Raw genomic sequence first — 13,436 nt, 5'->3', positions numbered from 1 at the left:
GTAGGTGCGCCGTTCGGTGCTGCCAGGGCGCGGCGCCTGCCTGCGCGAAGGCCCCGCCCGCCGGCGGCGTGATTTTTTTTCGCGCCGCGCGAATCATGCAGTAACGACGCCAGCTGCCCCGACCGATGACCGACCGCGCCCTCCAGCAACGCTTCGAGATCCTGCTGCACGAGCACCGCCGGCTCCTTTTCAAGGTGGCCGCCGTCTACGCCCGCGACGCGGATGAGCGGCAGGACCTGGTGCAGGAGATCAGCGTGCAGCTCTGGCGGGCCTTTGCCGGCTACGACGAACGGCGCGCCAGGCTGTCGACGTGGATCTATCGCATCGCGCTGAACGTGGCGATCTCGCAGGTGAGGCGCGAGCGCAGTTCGCTGGCCGGGCGGATCGAGCCGTTGCAGGCGCATCACCTGGAGACGGTCGCCGGCGGTGCGGGCATCGTCGAGCACGACGAGCGGCTGACCGCGCTGTACGCGTTCATCGGCGAGCTGGAGCCACTCAATCGGGCGTTGATCCTGCTCTACCTCGAAGACCGCCCGTACGGCGAGATTGCCGAGGTGCTCGGCATCAGCGAGACCAATGTCGCGACCAAGCTCGGTCGCATCAAGCAGACGCTGCGCGGGCGCATGACCGCCGCGGCCACCACCGGAGCATGAGCATGGAACTGGACGAGATGAAGCAGGCCTGGCAGATGCTGGATCGCCGGCTCGCCGCGCAGCAGGCGATCCAGTGGCAGGGCTTTCGCGCTGGGCGCCTGACGCAACTGCAGCGGCGCCTGCGGCCGCTGGCGGGGTGGCTGGTGCTGCAGATTCCGCTCGGCGTGGCGCTGATGGCCTGGGGCATCGCGTCCTGGGGCAGTCATCTGGGCGATGCGCGGGCGATGGCGCCGGGCCTGGTGATGCACGCGTTCGGACTGCTGTCGGTGATGATTCCCGCCCGCACGCTGGCGATGCTGCGGCGGATCGACTACGCCTCGCCGGTGCTGGAGATCCAGTGCCGCCTCGCCCGCCTGCGCGCGTGGCGGGTGCGAGTGGAAGGGCCGGTATCCGCCGTGATCGGCAGCGTGATCTGGATCCCGGCCCTGCTGATGCTGGCGCAGGCCGACGCCGACCGGTTCGGCATGAACCTCTGGGACCATGCCCGGCCCGGGCTGCTGGCGTGGCTGGTGCTTTCGGCGCTGGTCTCGCTGTCGCTGGTCGGGCTGGGCTACATGGTGCTGCGCCGGCTCGGCAAGCTCGACTGGCTGGCCAACCATCTGGCCGGCGCATCGCTGCGGCAGGCGCAGGCCGAGCTGGAGGCGTTGCTGCGCTTCGAACGCGAGAACGGCTGAGTGATGCTCAGCGGGCGCGACGCTTGAGCCGCACGTAGATCTGCTTGCGCACGCGGGCGATCACCTCGCCCGACGCCGTGGTGACGTCGGTCTCGAACCAGTGCAGCACCTTGGCACCCTGCGCCGCTTCCCCGCGCAGCGACTCCACCACTTGAGGCTCCAGCTTGAAGTGCGCGTAGACGTCCTCGCGTCCCGGTGCCACGAAATCGATCGCGCCGGCCTTGTCCCACACCAGATAGTCGCTGCCGAGCTGGTGCATCACCAGCAGCATCCAGAACGGGTCGGTCATGGCGAACAGGTTGCCGCCGAACTGGGTGCGGACGTAGTTGCGGTTCCACGGCCGCAGCCTCAGCACCACCCGCGCCTCGCTCCAGTCGTCGCTGACTGCCAGCACGCGGATGCTGTTGAACAGGAACGGCGGCCACAGGTTGAGCAGGCGGCGGAACGTGCTGGGGCGCATGGGCGGACTCGCGAAGGCGGAAGCGCGCGAGTCTACTGCAAGCATACGTGTGCGTATGGAGTGCCGGCGCCAACCCCGGCGGCGCGAATCAGAACAGCAGCGAGGCCATCCGGCGACGGTAGCGGCCGACCAGCTCGGCGTCGTCCAGCGTCGCGAACGCGGCCAGCAGCCGCTTCTTGGCGGCGCCGTCATTCCAGTCGCGGGCTTTCTCGAGAATCGCCAGGAACTGGTCGAGCCCCGCCGCGGCGTCATCCTCCAGCAGCAGGCGCACGCCGAGCAGGTCGCGCGCGGCCCAGTCGGCCGGGTCGGTGGCGACGCGCTGGCGCAGCGTCGCCAGGTCCGGGGCGCCGTCCAGCGCGCGAGCCAGCTCGAGCTGGCTGCGCAGGCGCACCGCGCGGGCATCGGTGGCGAGGTTGGCCGGCAGCGCCTCGAGCTCGGCCTGGGCACTGGTGACATTGCCCACGCGCATCAGCGCCAGCGCCAGGTCCAGCTTGAGTTCGGGCTTGTCCGGCTCGGCGGCGATGGCCTGCTGCAGGCGGGCGATCGCGTCGGTGGGCGACTCCTCCGGCGCCTCGGCGACGGGCTCGTCTGCCACACCCTCCAGCGGCTGCAGGTGACGCAGCAGGAACTCGCGCACCTGGCCCAGGGGCAACGCTCCGGCGAAGCCGTCGAGGATCTGGCCGTCCTTCACCAGCATCACCGTGGGGATCGAGCGGATGCCGAACATGCCGGCCAGCTGCTGGTGTGCGTCGACGTCGAGCTTGCCGAGCCGGAACGCGCCGTTGAACTCGCTGGCGAGGCTTTCCAGCATCGGCCCGAGCGTCTTGCACGGCTCGCACCAGCTAGCCCAGAAATCGACCAGTACCGGCGTGGTCAGCGAGGCCTGCAGCACATCGCGCTCGAAGTTGTCCTGGGTTACGTCGAACACGTGGGAAGGGGCGGCGGCGTCGGTCACGGTGGAGCTCCATGGCAGGATCTGGCTGTCCAGATCTGGGCACCGGGCAGCATATCAAGGCCGTGCGGGCACGCGCCGTGACAGCGGCCAGTTCAGCGCCATGCAGCGAGATTTGCGAGAATCGCGTCGATGACCCGCCCGGAACATGGCCTTCCCCTCGCGCACGTCACCCCGCCGGCGACCACGGCGGGGCTGCTCATCTGCGAGCATTGCGACACGGTCTACCGCCGTCGTCCGCTGGGGCCGGGGCAGATCGCCTGCTGCGAGCGCTGCCACTTCGTGCTGGAGCGGCATCACCGGCTCGGCCCCAATGGCCTGCTGGCGATGACCGCCACGGCGATGGTGGTCTTCATCCAGGCCAACATCTGGCCGATCGTCACCCTCGAGCTCAACGGCCGCCCCAGCAGCACCACGCTGTGGGGAACCATCATCAGCATGTGGCGCCAGCACGCCGAAGTGGTGGCAGTGATCGCGGCCGCCACGCTGTTCTTCTTCCCGCTGATCAAGATGCTGCTGTTCGCCTGGGTGTTCTGGTTTGCCCGCCGCGGCGAGCGCGGGCCGGGCTTTCGCGGCGCGATGATCGCGCTGCACTACCTGCGGCCATGGACGATGAGCGAGGTGTTCGTGCTCGGTGCGATGGTCGCCATCGTCAAGGCACGGGTGTATTTCGACGTGATCCCGGACCCGGGCATCTTCGCCTACGGGGCGCTGATGCTGTTGATCACGGTGTTCGGCACCATCGACCTGCGCCAGCTCTGGGACGTGACGCGGGAGCGCCGCCGATGAGCGCGCTGCCGCGGGCCGGCGAGTTGGGGCTGATCGGCTGCCACGTGTGCGGACTGGTGTGCCGCGACACGCGGACCGCCGACCTGGCGTGCCCGCGCTGCAGCGCGCAGCTGCATCGGCGCAAGTCGGCCAGCATCAGCCGGACCTGGGCGCTGCTGATCACCGCCTTCATCTTCTATCTGCCGGCCAACCTGCTGCCGATCATGCGCACGGTGAGCCTGGGCGACGTGGACGACAACACCATTCTCAGTGGCGTGGTGGAGCTGTGGGTCAACGGCTCGCCGGACCTGGCGGTGATCGTCTTCACTGCCAGCATCGTGGTGCCCATGCTGAAATTCCTGGTGCTGGGCATGTTGCTGCTGAGCGCGCAGCGCCGCAGTGGCTGGGCGCAGCGCCAGCGGGCGTTGATGTACCGGCTGGTGGAGTTCATCGGCTACTGGTCGATGCTGGATGTATTCGTGGTGGCGCTGCTCACGGCGCTGGTGCGCTTCAGCGTGCTCAGTCGGGTCGAGCCGCTGCCGGGCGTCATCTATTTCGGCCTCACCGTGGTGGCCACCATGCTCGCGTCGATGAGCTTCGACCCGCGCCTGATCTGGGACAACAGGGACAACGATGACTGAAGAAACCACCCCCGCGGGCGACGAGCTGCCCCAGCCGGTCGTGCACCGGCGCCGGCTCGGCGCATCGCTGATCTGGCTGGTGCCAGTGCTCGCCTCGCTGGTGGGTCTGTCGCTGGTGATCAACAGCTGGCTGCAGGCTGGCCCCACGGTCACCATCAGCTTCGACTCGGCCGAGGGCCTGGACGCGGGCAAGACCACGGTCAAGTACAAGAACGTGGTGATCGGCAAGGTCAGCAAGATCCGCCTCAGCGAGGACCGCGCCAAGGTGCTGGTGAAGGTCGCGCTGGAGAAGAGCGCCGAGAATTTCGCCCGTGCCGACACGCGCTTCTGGGTGGTGCGCCCGCGCATTGGCCTGGGTGGCGTGTCGGGGGTGGACACGCTGCTTTCGGGCGCCTTCATCGGCGTGGACGTGGGCACGTCCAAGGAGCCGCGCGACCAGTTCGTCGGGCTGGAGATTCCGCCGGCGGTGACCTATGGCGCGCCCGGGCGCAGCTTCGCCCTGCACGCGGAGGATCTGGGCTCGCTCGACATCGGCTCGCCGGTCTATTTCCGCCGCGTGCAGGTCGGGCGCGTGGCCTCCTACGCGCTGGACAAGGACGGGCGCGGGGTCACCTTCCAGATCTTCGTCGACGGGCCGTACGACCAGTTCGTGACCAAGTCGTCGCGGTTCTGGAACGCCAGCGGCCTCGACGTGTCGCTGGGCGCCAGCGGCCTGAAGGTGAACACGCAGTCGCTGGCGGCGGTGCTGGCCGGCGGCGTGGCGTTCCAGGATCCGGCCGGCCCGCACGATGCCAGCCGCGCCAGCGAGGGCGACACCTATCGCCTGTTCGGCGACAAGGCCACCGCGATGGCGCCGCCGGACGGCCCGTCGCAATACATCCGCATGCGCTTCAACCAGTCGCTGCGGGGCCTGGCGGTGGACGCACCGGTGGAGTTCCTGGGCATCAACATCGGGCGCGTCGTGTCGATCAACATGGACTACGACGAGAAGCACCAGAGCTTCCCGGTGACCGTGGGCGCGGTGATCTACCCGCAGCGCCTGGGTCGCGCCTACGAGAAGCTGGCGGCGCTGGCCGAGGCGCAGGGCACGGGTGCCGACCTCTCGCAGATGGTCGCCAAACTGGTGGCCAACGGGCTGCGTGCGCAGGCGCGCACGGGCAACCTGCTGACCGGGCAGCTGTACATCGCGATGGATTTCCTGCCGAAGGCGCCGAAGGTCGATTTCGATCCCGCGGCGCGGCCGCTGCAGATCCCGACCGCGCCGGGCAGCTTCGACAAGCTGCAGGAGCAGCTGGGCGAGATCGTCGACAAGATCCACAAGATCCCGTTCGATGCGATCGGCACGCACCTCAACGAGGCGCTGGCCGGCCTGGATACGACGCTGAAGCAGGTCAACGGCAATGTCCTGCCGGAGCTGCACGGTACGCTCAAGGACGCGCGCAAGACGCTCGGCACCGCCAACAACGCGCTTTCGGGCGACTCGCCGCTGCAGCAGAATCTGTCCGGCACGCTGCAGGAGCTGCAGCGCATGGCCCGATCGCTGCGCGTCTTCAGCGACTACCTGGGCGCGCATCCGGAGGCGCTGATCCGGGGTCGCAAGGCCGATCCGGCGCCCCCGGCACCCGCGCGCACCCAACCCACTCCCGCCACTGGAGCGAAGCCATGACGCGCCCGTTCTCACCGCGCGACCGCGCCACCCCCGTCCGTCCGCGCTGGAAGGCCCGCGCGGGGATGCTCGCCGGCCTGGCGCTGATGGCCGGCTGCGCCTCGGCGCCGATGCATTACTACACGCTGATCACCCCGGCGCCGATCCCCCCGGCGCTGGCCACCCCGGCCGCCGATGCGCCCGCGGTGCGCCCCGCCGGGCCGGCGTTCGAGCTGATGCCGGTCAGCATCCCGGCGCAGGACGACCTGCCCCAGCTGGTCATCCGCCAGGGCGGGCAGGGCGTCGCGCTGCTGCAAAGCGAGCGCTGGATCGCACCACTCGCCGACGAGATCCGCGGCGCGCTGTCGGCCGACCTGTCGCACGCGCTGGGCAGCCCCGACGTGACCGGCCTGGCCGGCGACAGCCGCAAGGCGGTGCGGATCAAGGTGGACGTGCGGCGGTTCGACTCCGAGCCGGGCCAGCGTGCGCTGCTGGACGCTGCCTGGAGCCTGCGCCTGCGCGAGGCCGACGCGCAGGCGCCCACGCTGGCCTGCACCAGCCGGATCAGCGAGCCGGTCGGCGCCGGATACGCCGCCCTGGTGCAGGGACACCAGCAGGCGCTGGCCCGCCTCGCCGGGCAGATTGCCGAGGCCTCCCGCGCGTTGGCGGACGGCACGGCACGCTGCCCCGCCGGCTGATCCACGGCGCGGGTTTCGCGCGCTTGGCGCAGGCTCGGCCCTTGGGCTAGTCTGGCCGGCTTATCGCAGCGCTGGCCGGGGTCGCCGCAGGCGCTGTCGCATCACGCATCAACGGCACTGGACACATGCAGAACATCGAGCAAAACGGGTCCCCGGCAGGGGCGGGCGAGCAGCCCGGCGAGCACGGCTACCGGCCGCAGGCGGTGGAAACCATCGCGCAGCAGTACTGGACCGACCAGCGCGCCTACGAGGTGACCGAGGACCCGAGCCGGCCCAAGTTCTACTGCCTGTCGATGCTGCCGTACCCGTCCGGCGCGCTGCACATGGGCCACGTGCGCAACTACACCATCGGCGACGTGATCAGCCGCTTCCAGCGCATGCAGGGCAAGAACGTGCTGCAGCCGATGGGCTGGGACGCGTTCGGCCTGCCGGCCGAGAACGCCGCGATCAAGAACAAGACCGCGCCGGCCGCGTGGACCTACCGCAACATCGACAACATGCGCGGCCAGCTGCAGCGCATGGGCTTCGCCTACGACTGGACGCGCGAGTTCGCCACCTGCCGCCCCGAGTACTACCGCTGGGAACAGCTGATGTTCACGCGGCTGATGAAGAAGGGCATGGCCTACCGAAAGAATTCGGTGGTCAACTGGGACCCGGTCGACCAGACGGTGCTGGCCAACGAGCAGGTGATCGACGGCCGCGGCTGGCGCTCCGGCGCCTTGGTGGAAAAGCGCGAGATCCCGCAGTGGTTCCTCAAGATCACCGACTACGCGCAGGAGCTGCTCAGCGGGCTGGACACGCTGCCGGGCTGGCCCGATGCGGTGAAGACCATGCAGCGCAACTGGATCGGCCGCAGCGAGGGGCTGGAGATCCAGTTCCAGGTGCAGGGCGGCGGCGAGCCGCTGAGCGTTTTCACCACGCGCCCGGACACGCTGATGGGCGTCACCTTCGTCTCCGTCGCCGCCGAGCATCCGCTGGCGCTGCGCGCTGCCGCGGCCGATGAGCGCGTGGCCCGCGTGCTGGAAGAGATGAAGCACGGCGGCGTCTCCGAGGCCGAGCTGGAGACGCAGGAAAAGCGCGGCGTCGACACCGGCCTGAAGGTGATCCATCCGCTCACCGGCGAACCGATTCCGGTGTGGGTCGCCAACTTCGTGCTGATGGGTTACGGCACCGGCGCGGTGATGGCGGTGCCGGGACACGACCAGCGCGACTGGGAATTCGCGAAGAAGTACGGCCTGCCGATCAAGATGGTGATCGTCGATCGCTCGGTGGTCGATGCGCTGGCAGAGATCCAGCACGACCTGGCGCAGGGCGTGGGCAGCGATCCGATGCGTGCGGCGCTGCGCGGGCGCAGCACCGATGCCTACGACACGTCGTCGGCCGTGCAGGTGGTCGACGATTTCGAGCGCCGCATCCAGGAGGAAGCTGCCTACACCGAAAGCGGCGTCGTGGTGAACTCGGGCGAGCTCGACGGCCTGGACTACGCCGCTGCGTTCGAGGCACTCGCGGCGCGGCTGGAGCGCGACGGCACCGGCGCACGCCGCGTCAACTGGCGCCTGCGCGACTGGGGCGTCAGCCGCCAGCGCTACTGGGGCTGTCCGATTCCGGTGATCTACTGCGCCAGCTGCGGCGCACTGCCGGTGCCGGAAGACCAGCTGCCGGTGGTGCTGCCCGAAGACGTGGCCGACGTGTATTCCAAGGGCGGCGGCGTGCAGTCGCCGATCAAGGCCGACCCGGAGTGGCGCAAGTGCGCCTGCCCGCAGTGCGGCGGCGCGGCCGAGCGCGAGACCGACACCTTCGATACCTTCATGGAGTCGAGCTGGTACTACGCGCGCTACACCAGCCCGGGTGCGAACAAGCAGGTCGACGCGCGCGCCAACTACTGGCTGCCGGTGGACCAGTACATCGGCGGCATCGAGCACGCGATCCTGCACCTTTTGTACTTCCGCTTCTATCACAAGCTCATGCGCGACGCGGGGCTGGTGCACTCGGACGAGCCGGCCACGAATCTGCTGTGCCAGGGCATGGTGATCGCCGAGACGTTCTACCGCGACAACGCCGACGGCTCGAAGGACTGGATCAATCCGGCCGACGTCGAGATCGAGCGCGACGACAAGGCGCGCGTGATCGGCGCGAAGCTGAAGTCGGACGGCCAGAGCGTGCAGATCGGCGGCACCGAGAAGATGTCCAAGTCGAAGAACAACGGCGTGGACCCGCAGAGCATGGTGGACAAGTTCGGCGCCGATACGGTGCGCCTGTTCTCGATGTTCGCCGCGCCACCGGAGCAGTCGCTGGAATGGAGCGAAGCCGGAGTGGAGGGCATGGCGCGCTTCCTGCGCAGGTTCTGGCGCGAGGTGACCACGCACGCGTCGCAGCCGGACCATCCGGTGGTCGATCCGGCCGCGCTCGACGCCGGCCAGAAGGCACTGCGCCGCCAGCTGCACGAGACGATCCAGAAGGTCGGCGACGACTTCGGCCGCCGCCACGCGTTCAACACCGCGATCGCTGCGCTGATGGAGCTGTTGAACGCGCTGGGCAAGTTCACCGACATGAGCGAGCAGGGCCGTGCCGTGCGCCACGAGGCGCTGGAGGCGATGGTGCTGCTGCTCAACCCGGTGACGCCGCACCTGAGCCACGCGCTGTGGCAGGTGCTGGGCCATGCGCAGACCGTGCTGGAGAACGTGCCATGGCCGGCGGTGGACGAGCGCGCGCTGGTGCGCGATTCGCTTACCCTCGCCGTGCAGGTGAATGGCAAGCTGCGCGCCACCATCGAGGTGTCTGCCGGCGCCACGAAGGACGAGGCCGAAGCGATGGCGCGCGCGCATCCGCAGGTCCTCGCGTATCTTGAGGGGCTCACCGTGCGCAAGGTGATCGTGGTGCCGGGCAAGATCGTCAACATCGTCGCAGGATGAAATCCATGAGTCGCATCGCCTCGCGTTTCCCGCTGCTGCTGAGCGCCCTCGCCGTCCTGCTGCTGGCCGGCTGCGGATTCCACCTGCGACAGAGCGTGGCGCTGCCGGAGTCGATGCAGCGCATGCACCTGACGGTCAGCGATCGCGGCGACCTGCAGCGCAACCTGGCGCGTGCGCTGCGCGGTTCGGGCGTGACGGTGGAAGACGCCTCCGGCCCGGGCATCGCGGAGCTGGCCGTCACCCAGGCCGCCTTCAGCACCGACAAGCTGAGCATCAGCGGCACCGCCCGCGTGACCGAGTACTCGGTGCAGTATGTGGTCAAGTTCCACCTCGTCGACAGCGATGGCACCGTGCTGCTGCCCGAGCAGACCATTCAGATGGCCCGCGAGTACAGCTACGACGCCACCAACACCATCGGCAACGATTCGCAGGTGGAGCAGATCCAGCGCAGCCTGATCGACGACACCGTGCAGTCGATGCTGTTCCGCCTGCGTGCCGCCGCGCGTCACGCGGATGCGCCCGCCGCTGGCACCCCCTGAACCGTGCCGCTGAACGCCGCGCAATGGCAGAAGGCGCTGGCGGAGGATCGCCTGCGCAGCGTGTACCTGCTCGCGGGCGAGGAGCTGCTGGTGCTGGAGGCGGCCGACGCATTGCGCGCGCAGGCGCGCCGGCTCGGCTACGGCGAGCGTGAGGTACTCGACGTTACCCAGCACTTCGACTGGGACGACCTGGCCCGCGCCGCCGCCGGCATGTCGCTGTTCGCGAGCCGGCGTCTGCTCGATCTGCGCCTGCCTACCGGCCGCCCCGGGGTGGAGGGGGCCAAGGCGATTACCGCGTTCTGCGCCGATCCGCCGCCGGACGTGACGCTGCTGATCAGCGCGATGGAGTGGAGCAGCAAGCACGATGGTGCGTGGTCGAAGAAGGTCGACGCGGCCGGTGCGAGCGTTGTCTTCAACGCGCCGCGGCCATACGAATGGAGCGCCTGGATCGGTGCGCGGCTGGCCTCGCGCGGGCTCAGTGCCACGCCCGACGCCGCCGACCTGCTGGCGCAGCGGGTCGAGGGAAATCTGCTGGCCGCCGCGCAGGAGATCGACAAGCTCGCCGTACTGCATCGCGGCAAGACGCGCATCGACGCGGCCGAGATGGAGAACCTGGTCGCCGACAGCGCCCGCTACGACGCCTTCAAGCTCACCGATGCCGCGTTCGCCGGGGACGGCGCCCGCGCGCTGCGCGTGCTGGCGGGCCTGCGCGCCGAGGGTGAGGAGCTGATCCCGATGATGGGCTGGCTGGTCAACCAGTTGCAGCTGGCGTTGCGTCTGGCCAATGCCCGCGACTTTGCCGCCCAGGCCAAGCTCGAACGCTTGTGGCAGGCGCGCGAACAACTGTTTCGTCAGGCGCTGCGTCGCGCCCCGCGCGAGCACTGGCTGGCCTGCCTGGCCCGCGCCGCCCGCATCGACCGCATCGCCAAGGGCCGCGAGCAGGGCGATGCCTGGCTCGAGGCCGAGCGACTGATCGCCGCCATGGCCGAACCCCGCGCCTCCGCCGCACTGGCATGAAGCCGCTGGCGATCCTTGGCGGCACCTTCGATCCGGTGCACGTCGGTCATCTCAATGCAGCCTGGGAGGCCGCGGAGCTGCTCGATGCCGAGGTGCACCTGATGCCCGCCAGCGTGCCGCCGCATCGCCCTCCGCCGGCCGCTAGCGTCGAGCAGCGTGTGGCGATGCTGCGCGCTGCGCTGGCCGGTCAGGATCGCCTCGGCCTGGACCTGCGCGAGCTGGAACGCGCCGGGCCCTCCTACACCGTGGACACGCTCGCCGAACTTCGCGCGGAACACGGCGATCGCCCGCTTGTGCTGCTGATGGGCGCCGATGCCTTTGCCGGACTCCCGACGTGGCATCGCTGGGAGCGGTTGTTCGAGCTGGCACATCTGGGCGTGTTTGCGCGACCGGGCTTCCAATTCAGCTTGCCCACCGAGCTCGAAGCCGCAGTGAGCGGTCGCCTCGCGGACACCGGCGGCGACTGGCGTAACCAGCCGACCGGCCGTGTGCTGCAACTCGAGGTCACGCCACTGGAGATTTCCGCCACACGCATCCGGCACCTGCTCGCAAGCGGGCGGTCGCCGCGCTATCTGCTGCCCGACCGGATGTTCGACATGCCGGGTCTGCTAGCGGCCTATCGGTCAGATCCGGGGTGACACGTATCACTGGAGGCTGGCCGATCGATGTCTTACCGTGCCGCCAAACGTTTTGATGGGGTAATCGGTGATGCTGCACGGAGTAGGTGTGAGCACATGGAGACGCCGCACACTGGTAGTGACGACCGTGATCCTGTTGCTGGCGCTGAGCGCGCATCCGGAACTGTTTCCGCTCGGCACTATGGTCGATGCGCTTGGAGTTGACGGCTTGTGGCTGCTGATCGAGATCCAGATCACCGGCCTGCTGCTGCCGATGCTGCTGACCGCCTTGGTCTGGTGCCGCCCGTACCTGCGCCCGGTGTGCCGGGCGGTTGGGGGATTCCTGCTGAATTACGGCGGCCCCGTCGGGCAATACGGCTATCTCCGCTGGACTACGCGCAGCTTCCCTTAATGAGGTGCGGGGGGCGATCCGGTGTCCGGCGACGATCAGGTGGTGAACGGCACGAAGCGCAGCGCCACCGAGTTCATGCAGTAGCGCAGCCCGGTGGGCCGCGGACCATCGTCGAACACGTGGCCCAGATGGCTGTCGCAGCCGGCGCAGCGGATCTCGGTGCGCACCATGCCGAAGGTGCTGTCGCGCTTTTCGATCACGTTGGCCGCGGCGATCGGTTGCCAGAAGCTCGGCCAGCCGGTGCCGGAGTCGAACTCGGTGGCAGCGTCGTACAGCGCCGTGGCACAGCCGGCACAGCGGAAAAGCCCGGGCCGGGCCGGCTTGTCATGATCGCCGCTGAAGGCGCGTTCGGTTCCGTCCTCGCGCATCACGTGATAAGCCGCCGGTGACAGGCGCTCGTGCCACTGTGCCTCGCTCAGTACCAGCCGCTCGACCTGGCATGGTCCCAGCGGGCGACCATCATCGGCAAAGCACTGCAGCGTGACGTTGCCCGCTGCGTCAGGGGTTGCGGCCGCGGCGCCGTGATCGCGCGCGAACAGTTGCGGCATGAAGGCGACGCCGCCCAGCGCCACCAGCGCGCCACCGGCAAGCGTCGCACGCAACATGCGGCGGCGCTCCGCCATGACGATTTCCTGGGTTCGGGGCATCTGCATCTCCTCGTTTGGGCCCGGCGACGCTACCGGGGCCTTCAATTCGACGGCGGAACCGTACGGGTTACCAGACACTTACGCAGTAACCGTGCCATGGGATGCAGCGAATGGCCTCGTCCCCCGTGCCGGATGACCGGATGTCCGCTGTCTTGACCAACGCCCTCGTGATGGGCATAGATGACGTCCTTGTCTTGCCCAGGGATGCGCCGCGGCGCGTGGAAGAGCAACCGCTCAGCGACAACCAGCAGGCCGACCTGCGCCGCGCCGGCTGGATGGCCGCAGCCCAGGCGGGCGATCGCGTGGCGTACGAGCGCGTGCTCGGCGAGTCGGTCGGGGTGATCCGGTCGGTGGCCCGTCGCCAGGGCGTGCCGGTGGATCTGCTCGACGACGTGGTGCAGGAAACGCTGATCACCGTGCATCGCGTGCGCCACACCTACGATCCCGATCGGTCCTATCACGCCTGGCTGGCTGCGATCTCTGCGCGGCGGGCGATCGACGCGCTGCGCCAGCACGGACGTCGCGACCGCCGTGAGGTACACGAGCCGCTGGCGGTGGAAAATCACGCCGACTCGCAGCAGGCCAGCGATGCCACCGAGCACGAACAGCGCGCGGCGGCCCTGCGCGAGGCCATCGCCACGCTGCCGCCGGGCCAGCGCGAAGCGGTCGAGCATCTGGGCCTGCGCGAGCAGTCGCTGGCCGAAACCGCCGAACTTACCGGGCGCTCCACCGGCGCCCTCAAAGTCAACCTGCACCGTGCCCTGAAGGCGCTGCGTGGGCGACTGCATGGAGATTCCTGAC

At 69.2% G+C, this 13,436-nt stretch carries 15 protein-coding genes; 12 read left to right on the top strand and 3 right to left on the bottom strand.

Annotation, left to right across the window (positions count from 1 at the left end; all coding sequences use genetic code 11):
* Positions 1–125 precede the first annotated feature (125 nt).
* Both VFG40_RS15930 and VFG40_RS15925 read left to right on the top strand, forming a co-directional pair.
* Complete coding sequence (locus VFG40_RS15930) at positions 126–653, top strand: RNA polymerase sigma factor (RefSeq protein WP_324899292.1); 528 nt, start codon at positions 126–128, stop codon at positions 651–653.
* 2 nt (positions 654–655) lie between these two features.
* Positions 656–1,327: a hypothetical protein gene (locus tag VFG40_RS15925; protein WP_324899290.1), complete on the top strand. Its 672-nt coding sequence runs from the start codon at positions 656–658 to the stop codon at positions 1,325–1,327.
* Positions 1,328–1,334: 7 nt separating this feature from the next.
* Here VFG40_RS15925 and VFG40_RS15920 read toward each other — a convergent pair whose 3' ends face one another.
* Complete coding sequence (locus tag VFG40_RS15920; protein ID WP_324899288.1) at positions 1,335–1,787, bottom strand: DUF4442 domain-containing protein; 453 nt, start codon at positions 1,785–1,787, stop codon at positions 1,335–1,337.
* 88 nt (positions 1,788–1,875) lie between these two features.
* The gene (locus VFG40_RS15915) at positions 1,876–2,742 is read right to left on the bottom strand and encodes a tetratricopeptide repeat protein (protein ID WP_324899285.1); all 867 of its coding nucleotides are present in this window, start codon (positions 2,740–2,742) and stop codon (positions 1,876–1,878) included.
* A 129-nt stretch (positions 2,743–2,871) separates the two neighbouring features.
* Here VFG40_RS15915 and VFG40_RS15910 point away from each other — a divergent pair, with 129 nt between their 5' ends.
* The 9 genes from VFG40_RS15910 to VFG40_RS15870 all read left to right on the top strand — a co-directional run bounded on the left by VFG40_RS15910 (position 2,872) and on the right by VFG40_RS15870 (position 11,988).
* Positions 2,872–3,528, top strand: coding sequence for a paraquat-inducible protein A (locus tag VFG40_RS15910; RefSeq protein WP_324899283.1), 657 nt, complete (start codon positions 2,872–2,874; stop codon positions 3,526–3,528).
* Positions 3,525–4,148, top strand: a complete 624-nt coding sequence (locus VFG40_RS15905; RefSeq protein ID WP_324899281.1) for a paraquat-inducible protein A — start codon at positions 3,525–3,527, stop codon at positions 4,146–4,148. Before VFG40_RS15910 ends, VFG40_RS15905 begins: the two co-directional genes overlap by 4 nt.
* The gene (locus tag VFG40_RS15900) at positions 4,141–5,814 is read left to right on the top strand and encodes a PqiB family protein (protein ID WP_324899279.1); all 1,674 of its coding nucleotides are present in this window, start codon (positions 4,141–4,143) and stop codon (positions 5,812–5,814) included. Before VFG40_RS15905 ends, VFG40_RS15900 begins: the two co-directional genes overlap by 8 nt.
* A gap of 65 nt (positions 5,815–5,879) precedes the next feature.
* Positions 5,880–6,491, top strand: coding sequence for a PqiC family protein (locus VFG40_RS15895; RefSeq protein ID WP_324899330.1), 612 nt, complete (start codon positions 5,880–5,882; stop codon positions 6,489–6,491).
* Positions 6,492–6,616: 125 nt separating this feature from the next.
* Positions 6,617–9,403, top strand: a complete 2,787-nt coding sequence (gene leuS, locus VFG40_RS15890) for a leucine--tRNA ligase (protein WP_324899277.1) — start codon at positions 6,617–6,619, stop codon at positions 9,401–9,403.
* A 5-nt stretch (positions 9,404–9,408) separates the two neighbouring features.
* The gene (locus VFG40_RS15885; protein WP_324899275.1) at positions 9,409–9,942 is read left to right on the top strand and encodes an LPS-assembly lipoprotein LptE; all 534 of its coding nucleotides are present in this window, start codon (positions 9,409–9,411) and stop codon (positions 9,940–9,942) included.
* A 3-nt stretch (positions 9,943–9,945) separates the two neighbouring features.
* A complete protein-coding gene (gene holA / locus VFG40_RS15880; RefSeq protein WP_324899273.1) occupies positions 9,946–10,959 on the top strand; it encodes a DNA polymerase III subunit delta in 1,014 nt (337 codons plus the stop codon).
* Positions 10,956–11,597 carry a nicotinate-nucleotide adenylyltransferase gene (nadD, locus tag VFG40_RS15875; RefSeq protein ID WP_324899271.1) on the top strand — a complete coding sequence of 214 codons (642 nt, stop codon included), beginning with the start codon at positions 10,956–10,958 and terminating at the stop codon, positions 11,595–11,597. The genes holA and nadD overlap by 4 nt, the downstream gene beginning before the upstream one ends.
* A 127-nt stretch (positions 11,598–11,724) precedes the next feature.
* Positions 11,725–11,988 (top strand): hypothetical protein, encoded by a 264-nt coding sequence (locus tag VFG40_RS15870; protein ID WP_324899269.1) that lies wholly within the window; start codon positions 11,725–11,727, stop codon positions 11,986–11,988.
* A 35-nt stretch (positions 11,989–12,023) separates the two neighbouring features.
* Here VFG40_RS15870 and msrB read toward each other — a convergent pair whose 3' ends face one another.
* A complete protein-coding gene (msrB, locus tag VFG40_RS15865; protein WP_324899267.1) occupies positions 12,024–12,635 on the bottom strand; it encodes a peptide-methionine (R)-S-oxide reductase MsrB in 612 nt (203 codons plus the stop codon).
* A 140-nt stretch (positions 12,636–12,775) separates the two neighbouring features.
* On the opposite strand from msrB, the gene VFG40_RS15860 reads away from it, so the two are divergent.
* A complete protein-coding gene (locus VFG40_RS15860; RefSeq protein ID WP_324899265.1) occupies positions 12,776–13,435 on the top strand; it encodes a sigma-70 family RNA polymerase sigma factor in 660 nt (219 codons plus the stop codon).
* Position 13,436: the final 1 nt, after the last annotated feature.

It is taken from the genome of Dyella sp., assembly GCF_035685805.1.
Taxonomy (GTDB): Bacteria; Pseudomonadota; Gammaproteobacteria; order Xanthomonadales; family Rhodanobacteraceae; genus Dyella_A.
This window is presented reverse-complemented; position numbering and strand designations above follow the sequence as displayed.

Bases quoted from the DNA above. Each gene is read 5' to 3' on its own strand.
- leuS (WP_324899277.1), top strand. From the start codon at position 6,617: ATGCAGAACATCGAGCAAAACGGGTCCCCGGCAGGGGCGGGCGAGCAG.
- VFG40_RS15885 (WP_324899275.1), top strand. From the start codon at position 9,409: ATGAGTCGCATCGCCTCGCGTTTCCCGCTGCTGCTGAGCGCCCTCGCC.
- VFG40_RS15920 (WP_324899288.1), bottom strand. From the start codon at position 1,787: ATGCGCCCCAGCACGTTCCGCCGCCTGCTCAACCTGTGGCCGCCGTTC.
- nadD (WP_324899271.1), top strand. From the start codon at position 10,956: ATGAAGCCGCTGGCGATCCTTGGCGGCACCTTCGATCCGGTGCACGTC.
- msrB (WP_324899267.1), bottom strand. From the start codon at position 12,635: ATGCCCCGAACCCAGGAAATCGTCATGGCGGAGCGCCGCCGCATGTTG.
- VFG40_RS15900 (WP_324899279.1), top strand. From the start codon at position 4,141: ATGACTGAAGAAACCACCCCCGCGGGCGACGAGCTGCCCCAGCCGGTC.
- VFG40_RS15930 (WP_324899292.1), top strand. From the start codon at position 126: ATGACCGACCGCGCCCTCCAGCAACGCTTCGAGATCCTGCTGCACGAG.
- VFG40_RS15905 (WP_324899281.1), top strand. From the start codon at position 3,525: ATGAGCGCGCTGCCGCGGGCCGGCGAGTTGGGGCTGATCGGCTGCCAC.
- VFG40_RS15860 (WP_324899265.1), top strand. From the start codon at position 12,776: ATGTCCGCTGTCTTGACCAACGCCCTCGTGATGGGCATAGATGACGTC.
- VFG40_RS15925 (WP_324899290.1), top strand. From the start codon at position 656: ATGGAACTGGACGAGATGAAGCAGGCCTGGCAGATGCTGGATCGCCGG.
- VFG40_RS15910 (WP_324899283.1), top strand. From the start codon at position 2,872: ATGACCCGCCCGGAACATGGCCTTCCCCTCGCGCACGTCACCCCGCCG.
- VFG40_RS15895 (WP_324899330.1), top strand. From the start codon at position 5,880: ATGCTCGCCGGCCTGGCGCTGATGGCCGGCTGCGCCTCGGCGCCGATG.